This is a genomic window from Allobosea sp. P1_B10 (assembly GCF_056406735.1).
In genome coordinates, this window is the sequence record NZ_JBFTZP010000008.1 from 219,275 (window position 1) to 238,853 (window position 19,579).

General features: G+C 66.2%; 16 protein-coding genes. 7 read left to right on the forward strand and 9 right to left on the reverse strand.

The features are described 5' to 3' along the window. Window positions 1-100 precede the first annotated feature (100 nt). From AC1D2L_RS17630 to AC1D2L_RS17645, 4 genes are read left to right on the forward strand one after another with little or no spacing between them, the layout of a single operon-like run. Window positions 101-1,747, forward strand: coding sequence for an amidohydrolase (locus AC1D2L_RS17630; RefSeq protein ID WP_476847190.1), 1,647 nt, complete (start codon window positions 101-103; stop codon window positions 1,745-1,747). Window positions 1,748-1,760: 13 nt separating this feature from the next. Then, a complete protein-coding gene (locus tag AC1D2L_RS17635; protein WP_476847191.1) occupies window positions 1,761-2,702 on the forward strand; it encodes an ABC transporter permease in 942 nt (313 codons plus the stop codon). After that, complete coding sequence (locus tag AC1D2L_RS17640; protein ID WP_476847192.1) at window positions 2,702-3,613, forward strand: ABC transporter permease; 912 nt, start codon at window positions 2,702-2,704, stop codon at window positions 3,611-3,613. The genes AC1D2L_RS17635 and AC1D2L_RS17640 overlap by 1 nt, the downstream gene beginning before the upstream one ends. A 41-nt stretch (window positions 3,614-3,654) precedes the next feature. Further along, window positions 3,655-5,241, forward strand: coding sequence for an ABC transporter substrate-binding protein (locus tag AC1D2L_RS17645; RefSeq protein ID WP_476847193.1), 1,587 nt, complete (start codon window positions 3,655-3,657; stop codon window positions 5,239-5,241). Between the two features lie 71 nt (window positions 5,242-5,312). On the opposite strand, the gene AC1D2L_RS17650 is transcribed toward AC1D2L_RS17645, so the two are convergent. Beyond that, window positions 5,313-6,569 carry a GGDEF domain-containing protein gene (locus tag AC1D2L_RS17650; protein WP_476847194.1) on the reverse strand — a complete coding sequence of 419 codons (1,257 nt, stop codon included), beginning with the start codon at window positions 6,567-6,569 and terminating at the stop codon, window positions 5,313-5,315. A gap of 310 nt (window positions 6,570-6,879) precedes the next feature. Here AC1D2L_RS17650 and AC1D2L_RS17655 point away from each other — a divergent pair, with 310 nt between their 5' ends. After that, a complete protein-coding gene (locus AC1D2L_RS17655; RefSeq protein WP_476847195.1) occupies window positions 6,880-7,047 on the forward strand; it encodes a hypothetical protein in 168 nt (55 codons plus the stop codon). A 242-nt stretch (window positions 7,048-7,289) separates the two neighbouring features. Further along, window positions 7,290-8,270, forward strand: a complete 981-nt coding sequence (locus AC1D2L_RS17660) for a hypothetical protein (protein WP_476847196.1) — start codon at window positions 7,290-7,292, stop codon at window positions 8,268-8,270. Here AC1D2L_RS17660 and AC1D2L_RS17665 read toward each other — a convergent pair. Continuing rightward, window positions 8,254-9,132 (reverse strand): HpcH/HpaI aldolase family protein, encoded by an 879-nt coding sequence (locus AC1D2L_RS17665; RefSeq protein WP_476847197.1) that lies wholly within the window; start codon window positions 9,130-9,132, stop codon window positions 8,254-8,256. The genes AC1D2L_RS17660 and AC1D2L_RS17665 overlap by 17 nt on opposite strands. Before the next feature lie 243 nt (window positions 9,133-9,375). Next, a complete protein-coding gene (locus AC1D2L_RS17670; RefSeq protein ID WP_476847198.1) occupies window positions 9,376-10,692 on the reverse strand; it encodes an aspartate aminotransferase family protein in 1,317 nt (438 codons plus the stop codon). Window positions 10,693-10,827: 135 nt separating this feature from the next. Between AC1D2L_RS17670 and AC1D2L_RS17675 the strand changes: the two genes are divergently transcribed. Beyond that, window positions 10,828-11,619, forward strand: coding sequence for an IclR family transcriptional regulator (locus AC1D2L_RS17675; RefSeq protein WP_476847199.1), 792 nt, complete (start codon window positions 10,828-10,830; stop codon window positions 11,617-11,619). Window positions 11,620-11,657: 38 nt separating this feature from the next. Here AC1D2L_RS17675 and AC1D2L_RS17680 read toward each other — a convergent pair whose 3' ends face one another. The 6 genes from AC1D2L_RS17680 to AC1D2L_RS17705 all read right to left on the reverse strand — a co-directional run bounded on the left by AC1D2L_RS17680 (window position 11,658) and on the right by AC1D2L_RS17705 (window position 19,487). Then, window positions 11,658-12,605, reverse strand: coding sequence for an ABC transporter permease (locus AC1D2L_RS17680; RefSeq protein WP_476847200.1), 948 nt, complete (start codon window positions 12,603-12,605; stop codon window positions 11,658-11,660). Beyond that, complete coding sequence (locus tag AC1D2L_RS17685) at window positions 12,602-13,462, reverse strand: ABC transporter permease (RefSeq protein ID WP_476847201.1); 861 nt, start codon at window positions 13,460-13,462, stop codon at window positions 12,602-12,604. Before AC1D2L_RS17685 ends, AC1D2L_RS17680 begins: the two co-directional genes overlap by 4 nt. 2 nt (window positions 13,463-13,464) lie before the next feature. Next, window positions 13,465-15,006 carry an ABC transporter substrate-binding protein gene (locus tag AC1D2L_RS17690; protein ID WP_476847202.1) on the reverse strand — a complete coding sequence of 514 codons (1,542 nt, stop codon included), beginning with the start codon at window positions 15,004-15,006 and terminating at the stop codon, window positions 13,465-13,467. 34 nt (window positions 15,007-15,040) lie between these two features. Beyond that, entirely contained in the window at window positions 15,041-16,549 is a 1,509-nt protein-coding gene (locus tag AC1D2L_RS17695) for a M81 family metallopeptidase (protein WP_476847203.1), read from the reverse strand. A 167-nt stretch (window positions 16,550-16,716) separates the two neighbouring features. Beyond that, window positions 16,717-18,033: an alanine racemase gene (locus AC1D2L_RS17700; protein WP_476847204.1), complete on the reverse strand. Its 1,317-nt coding sequence runs from the start codon at window positions 18,031-18,033 to the stop codon at window positions 16,717-16,719. Next, the gene (locus AC1D2L_RS17705) at window positions 18,024-19,487 is read right to left on the reverse strand and encodes a M81 family metallopeptidase (RefSeq protein WP_476847205.1); all 1,464 of its coding nucleotides are present in this window, start codon (window positions 19,485-19,487) and stop codon (window positions 18,024-18,026) included. Before AC1D2L_RS17705 ends, AC1D2L_RS17700 begins: the two co-directional genes overlap by 10 nt. Between the last annotated feature and the right edge of the window lie 92 nt (window positions 19,488-19,579).

The window sequence follows — 19,579 nt, forward strand, 5'->3', positions numbered from 1 at the left end:
AATTTCCCATTCGATGGCATGATTGATGCTTGTCTATACTCGCCAACCGCAACGAGTTTGGTGAGATCTAAATGCGTACGCAGGACTTGTGCGGGGGGTTATGACTCAAGCCGATACCGTATTGTTGAATGGCCGCATCTTCTGCGGCCTGGTTGAAGGTTTCGCCCCGGCACTGGCAATCAAGGACGGCAAGGTTCTCGCGACAGGCTCGCAGGCGGACATCGACGCGCTGCAGGGCCCCGACACCGAGGTGGTCGATCTCGCCGGCCGCGTTGCCATCCCCGGCCTCAACGACGCCCATATGCACCTGTTGCCGCTTGGCCTCGGCATGAGCGAGGTCAATCTCCGCCCCGAGCAGGGCGTCAACAGCATCGGGGAGATCCTGCGGCGCATCGCTGCCGCCGCCAAGGGTCGGCAGCCCGGCGAATGGGTTGTCGGCCATGGCTACGACCATAACGAGCTTGCCGAAGGCAGGCATCCGACGGTCGACGAACTCGATCGCGTCTCTCCCGACAACCCGGTCTACATCAAGCGCACCTGCGGCCATGTCGGCGTCGTCAATGGCCGCGCGATGGCGGCTGCGGGCATCGGCCACAATACGCCGAGCCCTGCCGGCGGCCTGATCGAGCGTCGCGACAACAAGCTCACCGGCCTCCTGGCCGAGAGCGCGATGCGGCTGATCGGAGCTGCGATGCCACATGCCAGCGTCCCGCAGCTCAAGGCAGCGATCGAGAAGGCCGGGCACTACATGCTGTCGCAGGGCTTCACCAGCGTGATGGACGCCGGCGTCGGGATGGGCGTCGGCATGGCCGAGATCGAGGCCTATGAGGAGACGGCTCGCAGTGGAACGCTGCCGCTGCGGACCTGGGTCTGCATCTATGGCAATGCCGATGGCATCGGCGACGAGGCGCATGCCGCCGGCTACCGCTTCGGCCGCGAGGTCGGCCTCTTGCGCTATGGGGCCATGAAGGTGTTCGGCGATGGTAGCGCCGGTGGCCTGACGGCGGCGATGAGCGAGCCCTATCGCGTCGGCGACCCCGACAATCACGGCATCTTCATCTATTCGGATGCCGAGATGCACGGCTATCTCCGGCATTACCACGAACTCGGCTACCAGCTCGCGATCCATGCCATCGGCGATGCCGCGATCGAGCAGGTGCTGTCGGGCATCGAGCAGGCCGACAGCGTCGCGCACCCCATCCTGGGACGGCGTCATCGCATCGAGCATTGCGGCTTCCTGAGCGACGGCCAGCTTGCCCGCATGGCGGCTGCCGGCATCGATCCCGTGCCGCAGCCGGCCTTCATCTATGAATTCGGCGACCTCTACGTCCATAACCTCGGCCAGCAGCGCGCCGATGCCTCCTATCCCATGCGCAAATGGCTCGACGCCGGGCTGCATCCGGCAGCGAGCTCCGATGCGCCCGTCTGCGCCACCGACCCGTTCAAGAACCTGTTCACGATGGTCACGCGCCAGACCAAGCGTCACACGGTGATCGGCGGGGCGGAACGGCTCAGCATGGAAGAGGCCGTCCACGCCTACACCGCGCTCGGGGCCTACACCCAGTTCGCCGAGGACAAGGTCGGGCGGCTGGTGCCGGGCCAACTCGCCGACATCGCCGTCTTGTCCCACGACATCTTCTCGGTTGCCGTCGAGCAGGTCGAGAACGACGTCCGCTGTGACCTGACCCTGCTGGGAGGCGAGATCGTCTTCGACCGGCTGGGCCAGTTCGCCGCCGCCGCGCAGTAGGAGACCCATCCTCATGCTGCGCCATACGCTGCAAAGGCTATTGCTCGTCCTGCCCGTCCTGTTCGGGGTGCTTCTCGTCGGCTTCCTGCTGATGCAGGTCGTGCCGACCGACCCGGCGCAGGTGCGTGCGGGGCCGACCGCGACCCAGGACGTCGTCCAGGCGATCCGCCAGGAACTCGGGCTCGACCAGCCGCTCTGGAAGCAGTTCGGAATCTATCTGGGACGGCTGCTGCAGGGCGATCTCGGCGTGTCCATCATCAACAACATCCCGGTCACGCAGGAGCTCGGCAACACCATCGGCCCGACGCTCGAGCTGATGCTGGCCTCGCTGGTCTGGGCTATTCCGCTGGGCATGCTGCTGGGCACCACCGGCGCCTATTACCGGGGTTCGCTGCTCGACCGTGGCATCATGGCGATCTCTGTCGCCGGCGTCTCGTTGCCCGTATTCTTCCTTGGCATGGGCCTGATCTGGCTCTTCGGATTCAAATATCCGATCCTGCCCTTCACCGGCCGCACCGGCCCGCTCTGGACCTGGGAGGGCCTGCAGGGTGTCATCCTGCCGGCAATCACACTGGGCGGCGTCTTCGTGGGGCCGGTCGCCCGCATGACGCGAAGTGCCGTGCTCGACGAACTGGGCGCCGATCACGTCCGCACGGCCCGCGCCAAGGGCCTGCGCGAGACCACCGTCCTGCTGCGGCACACGCTGCGCAACGCGCTGGTGCCCGTGGTCACGCTGATCGGCCTGCAGATCGGCTTCCTGCTCGGCGGCGCCGTCGTGACCGAGACCGTGTTCAGTTGGCCGGGCATCGGCCGGCTCGCGGTCGGCTCCATCCTGTCGAGCGACCTGCCGATGGCACAGGGCACCATCATCGTGCTCTCGCTCGGCTTCATCCTGGTCAATCTAGCGGTGGACGTCCTCTACGCCGTCCTCGATCCCAGAGTGAGAGGCGCGTGATGAACTCTGCCGTCGATCCGGCCGCCCGCGCCACCGAGGCCGTGCTGCCTGCGCCCGCCATTACAGCCCCCGCGCCCGCGTCCCGGACATCGGTGCTCGGCATGCTGCTCTCCGATGTCGGCGCATGTATCGCGCTCGCCCTCGTCATGCTCGCGATCCTCGGCGCCGTATTCGCGCCCTGGCTCGCGCCGACCGATCCCTATGGCAACGATCTCGCCAATACGCTCAAGGCGCCGGGCGAATACGGCCTTCTGGGTACCGACGGGCAGGGTCGCAACATGATCACGCGCCTGCTCTACGGGCTGCGGACGACATTCATCATGGCATTTGCAGCCGTCATCTCGGGCTGCCTGGTCGGCGGGATTATCGGTTTTACGGCGGCCTTTTACGAAAGCCTGTCGGGCATCCTGATGCGCTTGATGGACGTGCTGCTCTCCTTCCCCGCGATCCTGTTCGGCCTCGCCATCGCCGCCATCTTCGGGCCTGGCCTGCTTGCGGTGACGCTGGCGCTCTCGATCGCAACGGTGCCCCTGATGGCACGGGTCGTGCGCGGCTCGGCTCTGGTCGTGCTGCAGCAGGGCTACATCGAGGCCGCCCGCTCGCTCGGCATGAAGGATCTCAGGATCATCCTGCGCTACGTGCTGCCCAACTGCCTGTCGGCGATCTTCGTCTTCGTCACCCTCCGCTTCGGCCAGGTGATCCTGCTCGGCGCCGCGCTCTCCTTCCTCGGGCTGGGCGCGCAGGCGCCGACGGCCGAGCTCGGCGCCATGGCCGCTGACGGCCGCAACTTCCTGTTCTTCGCCCCCCACGTCTCGGTGCTGCCCAGCATCGTGATCTTCGTGGTGGTGCTTGTCTTCAATGTCCTCGGCGACGCCCTGCGCGACGCGCTGGATCCGAAATTGCGAAAGTAGTCACAACCCACCAACCAGACTGCACAAGGGGGACCTGCTCGATGCTCAAATTGCCAGCCTTGCTTATCGCCGGAACCGCGGCGGCACTGTTTGCCGCCCCGGCTCTTGCCCAGCAGAAGGCGCCGCTCTCGATCCTGCGCGTCATCGACGCCGACAACTACGATCCGATCCGCTCGACCGCGACTGCCGCGGCCGAAGTGCTCTACATGATGGCCGACACGCTGGTGACGGTCGACTTCGACATGAAGACGATCAAGCCGGGCCTGGCGAATTCCTGGACGATCTCGCCCGACGGCATGACCTACACCTTCAAGCTGCGCAAGGACGTGAAGTTCTGCGACGGCCGCGCCATGACCATCGACGACGTCGTCTATTCGCTGAGGCGCTGGACCGATCCGGCCAACAAGTCGCCGGTCTCCTTCCGTGGCGGACCTGTCAAGGAGATCCGCGCCGAGGGCGATTCGACCCTGATCTACGAGCTGAAAGAGCCCTATAGCGACCTGCTCTTCCAGTTGGCCTTGTCCTTCGCCTCCGTGGTCGACAAGGACGCGGTCGAAAAGCTCGGCGCCAATTTCGGCGTGCAGGGCTTCAACGGCACCGGCCCCTATTGCTGGTCGAAATGGACGCCGCGCCAGGAACTGGTCCTGAAGAAGAACCCCCACTACGCTTGGGGCCCGCCGATCTACAAGGATCCGAAGCCGCAGGTCGACGAGATCGTCTGGAAGGTCATCCCCGAGCCGAACACGCTGATGGCCGCGATCCAGGCCAAGCAGGCCGACGTGACCTACTACATGCCCTATATCGCGCTCGACACGATGCAGCGCGTCCCCGGCATGCAGGTCCAGCGCCAGGAAAACTACATCTACGACATCTTCATGGGCTTCAAGATCGACAAGCCGGTCTCGAACGACAAGGCGGTCCGCGAGGCCGTCAACATGGCGGTCGACAAGCAGGCGATCGCCAAGGCGATCTTCTTCGGCAAGGGCAAGGACCTGCCATCGCTGCTCAACCCGGCCGTGCTCGACTACGACACGACCTCCGCAGCAAAGATGCCCAAGCACGATCCCGCCGGCGCGATCAAGCTGCTCGAGGCTGCCGGCTGGAAGCCCGGCGCCGACGGCATCCGCGAAAAGGACGGCAAGAAGGCGAGCTTCATCGTCTACGGCATCCGCAACGACTCCAACCCGCGGATCTCCGAGGCGATGCAGGCCGACCTGCGCAAGGTCGGCATCGACATGAAGATCCAGCTCTGGGATGCGACAGTCGCCTGGGGCAAGCTCGCGACGCAGGAATTCGACGCGTTCTTCATGTCCTATCCCTATGTCACGGCCACCGAGGCGCTGAACCTCTACTTCGCCAGCCGCCAGGCCCCTACTCCCAACCGGATGAACTGGAAGGACGCCAAGACCGACGAACTGCTCAGGGCAGCAGCCACCGCAGTCGACCCTGAGAAGCGCAAGCAGGCGATTGCTGCGGTCCAGACGCAGCTGACGGAGGCCAATGTCTGGGTTCCGCTGGCCTCGCAGCCGCTCTGGGTCGTGGCGGGCGATCGTCTCGAAGGCGTCCGCGCCCACGGCATCTACGGTGCCGGCCTCTACAAGGGTCTCGATATCAAGCTCAAGCGCTGAGCCTGGTCGAGACTGGATCTGGCACACGAAAAGACCAGCGACGGCCCCCGTGGCCGTCGCTGTTTTTGTAATCAGGCCGCGAGGCTGCGCGCGCCGATGACCTGGTCGCGGCCGTTGCGCTTGGCCCTGTAGAGCTGCGCATCCGCGATCTTGACGAGTTCGTGCAGCCGCACCGCGTCATCGGGACAGCTGGCGACGCCGATGCTCAGCGTGATGTCGGCGGGGATGATTTCGGCCAGGCGCCGGCGGGTCGATGTCCTGATGCGCTCCGCCAATCCCATCGCCGCGATATGCGGCATGTTCTCGAACAGCAGCGCAAACTCATCGCCGCCATAGCGGAACGCGACATCGCCCGAGCGCACCTCGGAGCGGACCGCCTCGACGACCTCGCGCAGAACGCGATCGCCGGCATCGTGCCCGAAGGAGTCGTTGATCCGCTTGAACTCGTCGACATCGATCAGCGCGATGCTGAGGGGCTTGTTCAACGTCAGCGACCTGTCGACCGCATCGCGCCCCATGACCTCGAAGCGCTCCCGCGTCAGCGCCCCGGTGACGGCATCGCGGGCCGCGATCTGCAGAAGCTGCTCGTAGCGATGGCGATAGGTCAGTTTGGAGAACACATCCGGGATCGAGGCGGGACCCAGCGCAATGAAACGCCGCTCGCACAGATTGAGATAGGCGAAGATCAGCGCGGCATAGAAGACCGATCCGCCCATTTTCGCGAACCAGCCGCCCATGAGCGCCTCCCAGGGTGCGCCGGTCACAAGGTGCAGCCCGACGAAGAAGCCGAGTTGGTCGAAGGTCAGCACGATCGCGAGACTGGCTCCGGCCCGAACCAGGATCGAGTTCGGCAGCAGGCGGTGCAGCTTCTCATAGAGCAGGATGATGGCGATGGCGTCGAGGAAGAGCAGCGTCGTGCCCCAGATCATCAGGCCGCCCATCTGGTTGATGAGCGCGAGATCGGGCTGGTAGCCCGGGAGCGGCACCGGCGCCCCGTACAGGCGAAGCGTCAGCACCAGCGCCACCATCAGGAAATTGCCGATCAGCAGGCCATAGATCGGCTCGCGGACCTTCTCGGCGTCTTCACGGATGTAGAACAGCAGGATGATGGCGAGCTTGCCAGAAAACAGCACGGTGGAGCCCGGCGACACCACGCCGAATGGCAACTGCACGAAGAAGACCGCGGCAAGATAGGTCTCGAGGAAGTGCATCACCCCGAGCGCGCACAAGAACGGCCCCAGGCCCAACACTTTCCGGGCCCGGAAGAGCGCCGCCATGACGCCGAAATAAGTCAGTCCTTGGGCCAGCAGCAGTAAAATGCCTTGCATAGACGTTCCATACGCCGCCCGACTTTAACGATCTGTCAACGACTGCCGCGTTTATGAGCAATAATAACCCGAGCTGTTGAGCTTGCTCTCGGATGCAGACCTGAATTTCGACACAATGCCTGCGCATAAGGCGGCGTCGACCGAGATTGTTCGGCCCCGCTCCGCGCGTTTTTCAGCGCAGCCGAGCCCAGGCACCCGCACCGCTTCGTAGTTTGATCGCTGTGCAACAATTGCGCGCTTCGCGCGTTCAATGCTCTCGACACGTCACCAACAAGATCCGCGGCACTTCGCTCGCGGCATATGGAAAATAATGCAGAATACGACCCATTCGACCCGCGCCTCGGCGCAGACTCGCCTGACGCATACAACGTCCACCCCCCTCAACGCCCAGCCCAAAGCCGACCCGAACTGGAAGCCGCAGCCCTGCGGATTCTCGCGCGAGGAATTGCGCGCCATCGTCGCGGAAATGCTCGGCTGATCGGCATCGCGAGCCCCCGGGCTCGCTCAGGTTTCACACAGGGCCCCGTGCAGCGCTGGCAGGCGATCCCGCAGCCGCGCCACGCACGAGCCCTCATCTCGTAGTCGAGCGGCAGGGAGCCGAAGGCCGGCTCCCGCCAACGCTTCCCGGCACCAATTCCCCCTGCTACACTCTTCCGCGATGGCCGTGCCCAGCGCGATGCGTTTCGCTCGCGATCCGCTTGTTCATGAACAGGTGATCGAATGGCAATCCGTCCCTCCATCCTTGAACCCAATTACGATTCCTATTTCGACCCCGCAGGTCCGGGGCGCCCGGCGCAGATCCGAATCCAGCTGAAGGTCATGCTCGTCCCGCTCGACCCTTCGACACCATGGGCGCGCTCGCAGCATGCATCGAAACTGCCTGGAGCGGCTGCGGGCCCCGCCCCGCCGGCGCATCTCGCCGCAAATCAGGCCTCTATCAAACGCGGCAGCGTGGTGGATGCAGGTGGCCAGCCCGTGCCGTGCCGCAGCTGGCTCGTCACCGAATGGTTGGCCTTCACCCGGCGTTTCAAGCACACCGTCGAGAACGCATGGAACAACCAGATGGTCTTTCTCCCGGTCGAGGACGGCGACAGCCTGAGCGACCTGGATTTCTGGAAGCTCATCGGCAATCCCAAGGCTCCGGCCCATGTCGTGGGGGTTCTCGAGGTCGACCTGCAGCCGTCTGGAGCGGGAGCCCACGCGGTGATAGAGGTCGCGCATCTCGCCACGGCCGGCGACACATTCCGGGACCGGATGACCCGCATCACTGATGAAAGCGTGCTCTACGGCCAGAACCAGTTCACCGCAGGGCGCGCGCGGGGGGTCGAGGGGCAGACCGGCCAGATAGAGGCCGCCCATGAGGTTGGCCACTGGCTGCGCAATCCCGGGGCCACGGTCTTCGATCACATCGACCGGACATACGCGCTCACCCTGCCCCGGGCGCAGCAGGACAACGCGCAATATGGCCGCACGCTGGGCCGCTTCTATTCACTGATGGGTGGCGGCAGCGTGGTCACCAGTCATGACGCCACGCCCTGGCTGACGCGGTTGCGCCGGCAGACCCCGCTGAAGCTCGGCTGGGTCTACGTGCACAAGCTGGACTTCCGCTGGAGCCCTTCCGACGTATCGGCCCGCCAGAAGCGCCTTCTGCTCGCCGCCGGCTTCATGCCCAAGATACTGGGGTTCACGCAGGCGCCCTGATCCGGGGCGCGCCATCGCAACGATTGTCCGTCCGCGCGACGATCCGGTTGGGGGCCGGGGGGCATGCCGCCCCGCCCCCAGTGAAAATAAGCCCGGATCGCAGTTGCTGCAACTCGTCGCGCAGCGCGTTCTGGTAGAGCGCGTGGTCGACCCCCTGCGCGATCACCGAATAGCCCAGCGCCCGGACGCGCTTCGCCCATTCGATGTTGGCCGCCATCAGCCCTGCGGCCTTGCCGGCAGCCTTGGCGCTGCGCCCGACATGGGCGAGAGCGGCCTCGAAATCGGGATGATCGAACTGCGCGGGAATGCCCATGAAGTTCGAGAGGTCGAAATGACCGACCCAGAGCACGTCGATGCCTGGGACCGCGGCGATCGCCTCGGCATTCGCCACGCCGGTCGGGCTCTCGATCTGGGCGATCACGAAGGTCCGCTCCCGCGCCCGCGCCAGCTTCTCGACGGGGTCACCCGGCATGTAGTCGTCATGGGCGATGCCCAGGGCGCCGCCGCGACGGCCGACCGGCGGGTAATACGCGCTGGCGGCGACGAGCTTCGCCTGCTCGACCGTGTCGATCATCGGCACCATGACACCATGGGCCCCGACATCGAGCGCCCGCGCCACGAGGCTGTATTCCGCCGTCGGAATCCGGATCACGGGCGCGAGCGGCAGGCCGCGGCAGGCTGCGCACAGCATCTTCATGGTCTCGAAGCCGGCGCCGGTATGCTCCATGTCGAAGACGATGAAGTCAGCGCCCGATGCAGCCGCCATGGCAGGCAGCCCCGGCACGTGGAAATCCAGCGCCATCGTTCCGGCTGCGAGTTCGCCCCGCGCAATCTTCTTCTTGAGCTCGACTCCGTTGGCCATCCTGCCCCCTGCTGCTGATTGGTGCGGGCACCGCCGGGCCATGTCGGGCCGGGCGATCCCGCGAATTATGAGATCGATCTATTTGCTCCGATCGCCGCCTATAATTCGGCGGGGATCACGCTCGCACTACAGGCTTGGTATAGAGCGTTCAATAGCCCGTAGAACTCGATCTATTCAGCTCGCAGCATTTCGCGTTGTCACCGCCGGCCAGGTCCTCCTGGGACCCGGCTTGGGCGCGCCGCGCTAGCGGACCTCCTGCGCGGCGCCGCGCACGGCCTCCAGGGTGGCGTCGACGATCGCCGCATCGTGCTCCGACGAGACGAACCAGGCGCCGCGTTCGAGAACCCGCACGCCGCGCTTCAGCAGCGCATGCGCGAAGCGGCTATAGGCGGCCTTGTCGGATGCCGCGACCTCCCGGTAGTTCCGCGCCGGGGCGTCGAGCCCGAAGGCGACGTGGAACATCAGCGGGAAGCCGACGACCTGCGCCTTGATGCCCGCTTCCGACAGGATCGCGCGGATGCCGTCCTGCAGGCGCTGGCCATGCGCAGAGCTGCGCTCGTAATGCTCGGGCGTCAGCGCCTGCTGTGTGGCCACCAGCGCAGCCATCGCGATCGGCTGGCCATTGAACGTGCCGCCATGCAGCACGCCATCGGCGAACATGTCGATCAGATCGGCCCGGCCGGCGATCGCCGCGACGGGAAAGCCGTTGGCGATGGCTTTTGCCAGGATGGTCAGGTCGGGCGTAACCCCGAAACGCTCCTGCGCGCCACCGCGGCCCAGGCGGAAACCGGTGATCACCTCGTCGAAGATCAGCAGCGCGCCATGTTTGCGGCAGGCCGCGAGAGCGCCTTCGAGATAGCCCGCAGCGGGGGCGATGGCGCCCTGGTTGCACATCGCAGGCTCCATGATCACGGCCGCGACGTCGCCTTGCGCCAGGCGCGCCTCCAGCGCGGCGAGATCGTTCCAGCCCAGGATGGCGAGCGCATCGCCCGCGTCCCGGTCCTGCCCCTTGCTGCCCGCGACAGGCGTGGGCGCATCGTCGGGACCGGCCTGGTTGAGGCCCGGCGCCGTCGACCACAGGATGTTGTCGAACCAGCCGTGATAATGGCCCTCGAACTTGACGATCACGCGCTTCCCGGTCGCCGCGCGGGCGAGGCGGAACGCGGCCTGGGCCACCTCCGAGCCGGACGAGCCGAAGCGCAGCCTCTCGGCGCAGGGGATGCGCTCGCAGATCAGCCGGGCCGCCTCATGCTCGACGGGCGCCTGGCCGGCGAAGAGGATGCCCAGATCCGCCTGGCGCTTCACAGCCTCGATGACACCGGCGGGCGTGTGGCCGAGCACGGTGGCGCCCATGCCGCAATAGTAGTCGATCAGGCGGTTGCCATCGGCGTCGATCAGATAGGCGCCCTCGCCACGCGCGAAGACGAGCGGGCCCGGTGCCATGCCGAGCCGGAAATTGCTGTTCACGCCACCGGCCATGTAGCGCGCGTTCTCGGCAATCTGCCGGGCCGATTCCTCGAAGCGCAGCGGACCTGCGATTCCGCTTTCGTATGTTGCCACGTGCCTGTTCTCCGCTCTCGATGCCACGAGGAGACCAGACCCTCCATCCCGTGTAAAGGAACGCCGGTTTCACGTTGCGGAATTAAAAGGCTGCCGCTAAGCCAAGTCTCCGACGAACAGGATTCAGGCGGACCTATGCCGAAAAGCTCAGCCAACCCCTATGTCGTCCAGCCCGTTATGAAGGCGCTGAAGGTGCTGGAACTCGTGGCGCGGCATGGCCACGAGATCGCGCTGACGGCGGTCGGCAAGGAGCTGAAGATCCCGAAGACGACGACGTTCCGTTATCTTCAGACGCTGACGGAGGCCGGCTTCCTCAACCACAATCGGGAAACCGACAAATACACACTCGGCCCGCTGCTGCGCTCGATCGCGCGCGCCGATGCCAGCGTCAGCAAGATCCGCCAGCTCGCGCGCCCGGCCATGATCGAGCTGATGAGCGAGTTCAACGAGACCGTGAACCTGGCGGTCAAGGGCAACGGCACGATCATCTATATCGATCTCGTCGAGGCCAACCGCTCGCTGCGGATGCAGGCGCGCATCGGGGACAGCCACCCGATGCATTCCACGGCGCTCGGCAAGGCGATCCTGGCCTTTCTCCCCGAAGCGGAAAAGCAGCGCCAGCTCGACCTGCCGCTGACAGAGCGCACCGGGCGCACCCTGCTGGAGCGCGAGGAGATCGAGCGCCAGTTGCGGCAGGTCGCCAAGCTCGGCTACGCCACCGAGGTCGGCGAGAACGAGGATGGTGCGATGTGCGTCGGCGTACCCATCCTCGACGACGACCACTACCCTGTCGCGGCGTTGAGCATCTCGGCCCCGCTGATGCGGATGCCGCGCCCGCTGGCGGCCAAGGCGGGCCTGCGGCTGCGCGAGATCGCGGGCCAGATCTCGGCGCGCCTGGGCTCGCAGGACACGCTCTCCACCGGCTGAGCCGCGCGAGCACGCGTCGCAGCGTCTGGCAGCGGCCATCACCGGTACTCGATGCGCGGGTCGATCCAGGCATAGAGCAGGTCGACCACGAGATTGACCAGCATGTAGCCGACCAGGATCACCATGATGCAGCCCTGGATCAACGGGTAGTCGCGCGTGCTGATCGCCTGGATGACGAGGCGACCGAGGCCCGGATAGGTGAACACCGCCTCAGTCACCACGGCGCCGCCGATGAAGTTCGCCATCATCAGGCCCACGATGGTGACGAATGGCAGCAGAGCGTTGCGCATGATGTGCAGGCCGACGATGCGCCTCTCCGGCACGCCCTTGGCGCGCGCCGTGCGGACATAATCCTGGCGCGCCTCCCCGATCAGCGAGGCGCGCAGGAAGCGCGCAAAGATGCCCGAGACATAGATGCCGAGCGTCAGCGCCGGCAGGGCCAGGCTGCGCAGCGCATCGAGAGGCGCTTCCCAGAGCGGCACATAGCGCGAGGCCGAGGGCAGCCAGCGCAGCTCGACCGCAAACAGCAGGATCAGCAGGATGCCGAGCCAGAAGGTTGGCACGCCGAGCGCCAGCGCGCTCCAGCCGCTCAACACCCGGTCGAGCCAGGATTCCGGCCGCACGGCGCTGGCGATGGCAACGGGAACCCCGACGAGAAGCGCCACGATGATCGCGGCCAGCGCCAGCTGCAGCGTCGCCGGCAGCCGCTCGCCGATCAGCTGCATCACCGGCTGGCGGCTGTGAAGGGACAGCCCGAAATCGCCCATCAGCGCCCGCCCGAGCCAGTCGAGATACTGGATCAGCATCGGGCGATCGAGCCCGTAGCGCGCGATCGTGGCCGCTATCTCCTCCTGCGAGGCGTTCTCGCCGACCAGCACTGCCACCGGCCCGCCCGGCACGGCATAGATCATCGCGAAGATCGCGAATGAGGCGAGCAGCAGAACCGGCAGCATCTGCAGCAGGCGACGCAGGATATAGGCCGTCACGGGCTACTCCCCGCGCCGGCGCCGATGTCCTGCCGGTCGAGCAGCGCGGTCAGCGTGCGGCCGATCGTGTCGAACGACAGGATCGTCAGGGTCAGCACGAGGCCCGGCAGGACCGCATAGGTCGGCGCCTCGTGCAGGTAGGATTTCCCTGTCCGCAGCATCTCGCCCCAGCTCGGTGTCGGCGGCGGCACGCCGACGCCCAGGAATGACAGCGCCGCCTCGAGCAGGATCGCAATCGAGGCCAGCACGATCGCCTGCACGACCAGCGGGCTCAGCGCATTGGGCAGGATGGTGCGGAACATGACGTAGCCCGAGCCGGCGCCGAAACTGCGCGAGGCCATGACGAAATCGAGCCGGTGCAGCGCCAGCACCTGCGCACGCGCGATCCGGGCGAAGTTCGGAATGCCGGCGATCCCGACCGCGACCAGCGCCGCGCCCTGGCTGCGGCCGAGCACGGCGATCAGCGCCATGGCAAACAGGATGTTGGGTAGCGCCAGCAGCACGTCGATGCAGCGCATCAGCACGGAATCGCGCCAGTCGCCGAAATAGCCGGCGACCAGCCCGATCGGCACGCCGATCACGGCCGCGATCACCACTGCCCCGAAGGCGGTGACCAGCGAGGTGCGCGAGCCATAGACCACCCGGGCCAGGATATCGCGTCCAAGCTCGTCGGTGCCGAACCAGGCAGCCGACGAGGGCGGCATCAGCGAATCCGCCAGGCTTTGCGTCAGCGGATCGAGCGGCAGCCAGTCGGCGAAGGCCGCCGCCAGCGCCACCAGCAGGAGGAAGCCCAGGCTGAACGCCGCGCTGCGCCGGGCACAAAGCCGCCGCAACACCACGCCGGTGGAGCCCTGCACCACTACTTGAACCCGATCGTCCGCGCGACGAGGAGGTTGTCGATCTCCAGGGTGATGCCCGACACCTTGTCGGAGGCGACGATCAGCCCGACCTCGTAGGAGTTGGTTGGGATCGCGAAAGCCTCGTCGACCAGCACCTTGTTGAGATTGTCGTAGGAGGCTTTCACCTGCGCCGCATCGCCCGAGGCGCCGTCGACCTTGGCGATGGCCTCGACATAGGCGGGATGGGGATGCGGGTCCTTCAGGATCGGGTTCTGCGAAGTCCGGTAGATCGAGTTCGTGGTGACGCGCGAGGGGAATTTCTGGACGTTGCCGACCGCGCCGAAGACCGCCGCGAAATCGCCGCCGAGCAAGGCGGTGACAAACTCCGCGCCCTGGCGGACATCGAGTTCAATCGGGATACCGACCTTGGCCAGCGAGGCCTGGACGATCTGGCTGATCTGGACCGAGGATTCGTCGCTGCCGTTCACGAGCAGCTTCCAGTCCTTCATCTCGGCGGCAGAGAGACCGGATTTCGCCAGCAGGGCCTTGGCCTTGTCGAGATCATAGGCATAGGTCTTGGCGTAGGAGGCGTCGAAGGCCGGGCTTGCGGGCGCCCAGGGCTGCGCCACCACCTCGCCCAGCCCGGCATAGCCGACGCGCAGAATGCCGGCGCGGTCCATCAGGTGGTTGAAGGCCTGGCGATAGCTCTTGTTGCGGAAGGGCCCGCGCGTCGAGTTGATGCGGAAGACCTGCACCAGTTTGCCGGGCCCGGTGAAGACCTGGTAGCCCGCGCTTTTCAGCCGCACCGCGCTGCGCGCCGAGCCGTTGTAGATGACATCGACCGCGCCCGATTCCAGTGCGGCGTTCGCCGCCGCATCCTCGCTGAACACGGTGAAGACGAGGTCCTGAACGATCGGCTGCTTCTCGCGCCAGTATTTCGGGTTGGCCTTCATCCGCAGCCCCTGCCCGACCGCGCGGCTGACCAGCGTGAACGGGCCTGTCCCGGCCGGCACGGTCTCGACGGTGTCGATGCCCTTGGCCTCGATCGGGATCAGGAACTGCAGCAAATCGAGGATCTGGCGCTCGGGAACGGGCGCCTTGAAATTGATCACGACCGTCTTGTCGTCCGGCGCCGACCAGTCCTTGACGATCGCCATGGTGGAAAAGACGTTCTTGCCGCGCTTGGGGTCGGCGCCCTTCACCAGGGTCGCCAGCACCGAATCCGATTTGAAGGGCGCGCCGCTATGGAAGGTCACGCCGTCGCGCAATGTCACCTTCACGGAGGTCTTGTCGGGCGAGATCGCCCAGGCCGTCGCGAGGCTCGGCTCGGCTTTTCCGTCGGGCGTGTATTCGATCAGGCTGTCATAGAGGTTCTTGATGACGTGGAAATTCACCGTCGAGAGCTGCTGGGGGTCGTAATTGGCGAGTTCGCTGAGGACGGCGACACGCAAGGTCCCGCCCTTGAGTTGCTGCGCGAAGGCCGGAGCCGCTGCGGCCAGGGGAGCCATCGCCCCCAGCGCGATGCCCGTCATCCAGAATTGGCGTCGTGAGATCGTCGTCATCCGGCACACTCCCCTTTTATGTGTGGTCTTCGCGTCAGGTTGTCCCCGCGCCCGGCTGGGACGAATGCGCCCGCCAGTCGCTTATCTGCTCGAGTGGATAGACGGGCCGCGGAATCCGCGACCAAGGCAAGGTGAACACGTCCGACTGGCCGGGCCCGCGCGTATCGGCGCGGACGACCTGCGAGCTGATCGCCGAGAAATACTGGAAGTTCGACGCCGTCTTGAGAACCGCCATCTTGTAGTCCGCCAGATCGATGCCAAAGGCCTCGTAGACGCCCGGAACATTGCCGGCGACGCCGCGCAGCTCGCTGATCAGCAGCGTCACCGGGCCGACGTCGAAGACGACGACGCGGCCCATATCGACTTCCCTCTGGTGATTATAGTTCAGCGGGATCGGTCCGTCGCCGATGCGCCTGACCGTGCCGGTGACCTCGATCGGCGTGAAGAAGGCGGTCGCGGCGTCCCCGCCGAGCGGCAGGGTCACCTGCGCCCCCTCGCCTGCTGCGAAGAGCGTCGCCACGGCTTTGGGAGAGATCAGCGGGATCAGCGCGCGGCTCTTGGTTCCCAGCCGCAGGATCGATTCCAGGATCAGGTTGCTGTCGCCCGCCGCCCCGCCGAACACCGTGTCGCCGGTGTCGCTGAGCACGACCATACCGCGCGGCGCGGCATCGGCCTTGCGCACGGCATCGTCGACGCTCACCGCCTCGCGGACCTGGAAATCATCGCGCATCGACCAGGCTAGATCGGCCAGTTCATCTGCCAGCCGCTCGGCCAAGGCCTGGTCGCCATCGGTGACCACGATCGTCGACCACCCACCCTCGGCGACGTCGAGCCAGGGCTGCATCGGGTAGTTCGAGGCTTGCAGGACCCGGTCGTCGGCCTCCAGCTCACGAGCCCGGTCGAACCAGCGCTTCATCGGCCCCTGGGAGGTCAGGAACTGCTCCTGATGCGAGAGCAGCGGGATCTTGCGCCAGGCCATCACCGGCCTGCGCTTTTCGGTCAGGATCTTCAGCAGCACCTGCGTGCCGATTTTGCCGGTATCGTAGGGATCATGCGGCTGGGTGCGATGCCCGACGATGGCGGTGCAATTGGCCATGATCTTGTGGGTGATGTTGGCGTGGTGGTCGAGGCCGAGCATGATCGGTACGTCCGGCCCCAGGATCTGGCGGCAGAGCTCGGCCTGCTCGCCCTCGACATCGTCGATGCCCTCGGCCGCTGCCGCCCCGTGCAGGTGCAGAACCAGAGCGTCGATCGGCCCCACAGCTTCGAGCCCGGCGCGGATCTTCTCCTGGAAGAAATCGAAGGCCTCGCGGGTGATGCGCCCGCCCGCCACGCTCCAGGCGCGGATGATCGGGATTGTCTCGACCTCGAGCCCCGCTTCGGCGATCGCCTCATAATGCCCGCCGATCTGCCCGATCTCGCCGAATTGCCGCGCGATCTCGGCGCCCTCGACGATGCCGAAGGCCGCGAAATCCGCGAGCGTCGTCGGCACGGGATTGAAGTCGTTGGTCTCCTGAACGATGTGGATCAAGGCCAGGCGCACGATGTTTCCCCCTGCAAACGGCAATCCGCCTGTCGCAGCGACAGGCATTCGATGATGCGTAAGAACGATCCGTTGAAGCGCGCCTCTCGTTCCGAGGCTAGGAGCGGCAAGAATCCGCGTCAAGAATTCGAGGTTCCACCCAAAGAAACAACCGCGAGCGCTTGGGGCTAGAAGAACGTCCTGACCGCACCAGTTACCCGATAGGCGTCGTCGACCAGCATCAGCAGTGCCCATTTGTCGAAGGTCGTGCAGGGGTGGCCGATCCCGAAGGCGACCATGTCGCCGACCGCCAGCGGGCTGTCCTCAGGCGTGCCAAGATGGCAGTGCTGATCGTTCAGCGCCAGCACCGTATGCCCCGCCGGCATCGGCGCCGGCTCCGTCATGGCGCCGCCGGGGCGGAACCAGCGCAGCGCCACCGGCATGGTGGAATCGTAGCTGATGTCGCGCTTGCCGACGGTGAGGAGGCTGCGGCCGCGCTCCGGCCGCGACTGGACATAGGCCCAGACCTCAAGCGCCGGTTCCAGGCCACCTGCAGGCAGTGCGAGGCTCGTTTCCGTCACGATGCGCTGGAAGGCAGCCGCATAGGAGGTCGAGTCATGGGTGAGGTAGCAGCCCGAGCGCAGGACCTTCAGGATCGGCCGGGTGAAGGAGGCCGCGTTCAGCTTCTCGCCGACGCGATCAAACAACGAGGTTCCGCCGGCGCTGAGCACCATCGGCTCGGGTCCAAGCAGCCCCTCGGCCTCCGCCGCCATCGCCACCGCGATCAGGTCGTCGAGCAGCCGGTCGGCCCCGGCGGTCGCGCTGTGCAGCCCCTCGAAACATTCAAACCCTGCCAGTTGAAGCCCCGGCGCCGCGCTCGCGGCACGGGCGATCGCCAATGCTTCCTCGCGGCTGCGCGCCCCCGTCCGGCCACCCATGAAGCCGATCTCGACGAGGATGCGCAGCGGGTTGTCGGCGGGAGGCGGGTTCTCCCGCGCGGCCTGAGCCAGCAAACGGACCCCCTCGACGCTGTCAGCCAGGCAATAGAGCGTGAAACCGGGATCGCTCACCGCAGCAAGGCAGGCAGCAATCTCCTGCCGGCCGACGGGCTGGTTGGCGAGGATCACGCGTCTGACGCCGAATCTTTGGCACACCTGCAATTGCTGCACGGTCGCCACCGTGATCGCCCAGGCGCCATCGGCGATCTGCAGGTCGAACAGTTGCGGCGCCATCGTGGTCTTGCCATGGGGCGCGATGACGAGATCGTTGGCCGCCGTGAAGGCACCCATCCAGGCGCTGTTGGCCTTCAGCACGCTCTCGCGGATCACCGCCAACGGCAGCGGCAGGTCGCCCGCCAGCACGTTCCAGCCCTGCGCACCGATATCACCGAGGCGCAGCGCCTGCATGGTGGGCGGCATGCCCTTGCTCAGCCCGTCCAGGCTGGTGTCCTCGATCTCACCAAGTGACAGGCGTGGCAGCGTGCGGCCGGGAGCAGTCAAAGCCATGGGTTGGGGTCCAGCGGCGAGAAGGGGCGACGGATCTTGGTGTAGGGGATCTTGCTGGCGTCGGGGGGATAGGGCCCGCCGCTGTTGAGATAGAGCACGCTGGCCGCGATCGGCGCGAAGGCAGCGTGGAAGTGGTTGGAGGACTTCACCACCACGACCTGCTTGGCGGAGAGGTCGATGCCGAGATTGGTGAAGACCGGCGGGCTGAAAGTCTGCGCCCGCGTCGAGGCCAGCACGATGTCGAGATTGCCGATGCGGATCGCGACCGCCGGCCCCAGCGAGACCAGGCTCTGCTCGAAGGGGATGACAAGATCTTCCGTCGCCCCGGTCACCAGCACGGTGGCATCGATCGGCGTACCCGAGGACGGAGCCGCCTTGCCTCCAAAGCGCAGCGGAATTTCCGCGCCGACGCCCGCCGCGCGACACAGGCTTACCGCGACGGGATCCCACATAGCGCCGATGGCGGCCTTCACCTCCGTATGGCGCAGCAGCGCCTCGACCATGACAGAGGAATCGCCGGCGACTCCGCCGCCCGGATTGTCCCAGCGATCGGCCAGCACGACGGGGCGGCCGGGCTGCGCCAATTCAAGCGCCGCCGCGATGCCCTCCTCGGGCAGGTAGTGCTTCGGCATAGCGCCGGCGGGCCCCCAGCGCAGGATCTCGAGCCCGAGTTCCTTGGCGAGCTTCAAGGCCTTCTCACCGTCGCCATCTGCTATGACGAGCACCTTGGTCCCGACATCGGCGACATCGGCCGCCTGAAAACCATGCGCGACCGAGATACTGAGGATGCCGTCGCGACCCTCCATCGCCATGATCCTGTCGACGAAGCTGCGGCCGGGCTCGCGGCTGGTCATGAAGGCGGCCAGCCCCCGGCAGTCGAACACCGCGCTGACCGGTTTGACCTCTTCTCTCGCCGCCCGCAGGCACAGATCGAGCAGATCCTCAGCCCGCGCCAGGAAATCTGTATGCGGAAATTCCTTGAAGGCGACGATGGCGTCGGCCGCCTCGACCATCTGCGCGGAGAGATGGCAATGCATGTCGAGTTCGGCGCCGAGGATGCAGTCGGGCCCCGCCAGCGCCCGCGCCCGCGCCATCAGGTCGCCCTCGCAATCGTCGTAGCCGCGCGCGACCATTGAGCCATGCAGCCCCAGCAGCACGATATCGACCGGCAGCGCCGCGGCAAGCTGGTCCAGGATCTCGTCGCGCAGGCTCTCATAGGCCTCCTGCGAGACTAGGCCTGCGGGCTCCGCCCAGGTCGCGGTGCCCTCGATCAGGGTGTAGCCCTCGCTGCCGGCACGGCGGCGGGCGGCGACCATCGGCGCCGAGCACAGGGTCGGCGTTTCCGGATGCGTGCCCGGCGGACAGTAGAAGGCGCTCTCGAAGGCGCTGCGATCGACGAAGAGCGGGGCGAAAGTGTTGGTTTCCGTCGCCAGCGACGCAACGAAGACGCGCATGCAGGAGCCCCCGAAACAAGCCTGAGGACCTTGCGTCAGCGCGCCTGATCCCCTGCCCTGATCTAACGGGAGGTGGGTTCGACCTGTCAAAG

Excerpts from the sequence above, each read along its gene's own strand:
- AC1D2L_RS17630 (WP_476847190.1), top strand. The coding sequence starts at position 101 with ATGACTCAAGCCGATACCGTATTGTTGAATGGCCGCATCTTCTGCGGC.
- AC1D2L_RS17635 (WP_476847191.1), top strand. The coding sequence starts at position 1,761 with ATGCTGCGCCATACGCTGCAAAGGCTATTGCTCGTCCTGCCCGTCCTG.
- AC1D2L_RS17640 (WP_476847192.1), top strand. The coding sequence starts at position 2,702 with ATGAACTCTGCCGTCGATCCGGCCGCCCGCGCCACCGAGGCCGTGCTG.
- AC1D2L_RS17645 (WP_476847193.1), top strand. The coding sequence starts at position 3,655 with ATGCTCAAATTGCCAGCCTTGCTTATCGCCGGAACCGCGGCGGCACTG.
- AC1D2L_RS17650 (WP_476847194.1), bottom strand. The coding sequence starts at position 6,569 with ATGCAAGGCATTTTACTGCTGCTGGCCCAAGGACTGACTTATTTCGGC.
- AC1D2L_RS17655 (WP_476847195.1), top strand. The coding sequence starts at position 6,880 with ATGCAGAATACGACCCATTCGACCCGCGCCTCGGCGCAGACTCGCCTG.
- AC1D2L_RS17660 (WP_476847196.1), top strand. The coding sequence starts at position 7,290 with ATGGCAATCCGTCCCTCCATCCTTGAACCCAATTACGATTCCTATTTC.
- AC1D2L_RS17665 (WP_476847197.1), bottom strand. The coding sequence starts at position 9,132 with ATGGCCAACGGAGTCGAGCTCAAGAAGAAGATTGCGCGGGGCGAACTC.
- AC1D2L_RS17675 (WP_476847199.1), top strand. The coding sequence starts at position 10,828 with ATGCCGAAAAGCTCAGCCAACCCCTATGTCGTCCAGCCCGTTATGAAG.
- AC1D2L_RS17690 (WP_476847202.1), bottom strand. The coding sequence starts at position 15,006 with ATGACGACGATCTCACGACGCCAATTCTGGATGACGGGCATCGCGCTG.
- AC1D2L_RS17700 (WP_476847204.1), bottom strand. The coding sequence starts at position 18,033 with ATGGCTTTGACTGCTCCCGGCCGCACGCTGCCACGCCTGTCACTTGGT.
- AC1D2L_RS17705 (WP_476847205.1), bottom strand. The coding sequence starts at position 19,487 with ATGCGCGTCTTCGTTGCGTCGCTGGCGACGGAAACCAACACTTTCGCC.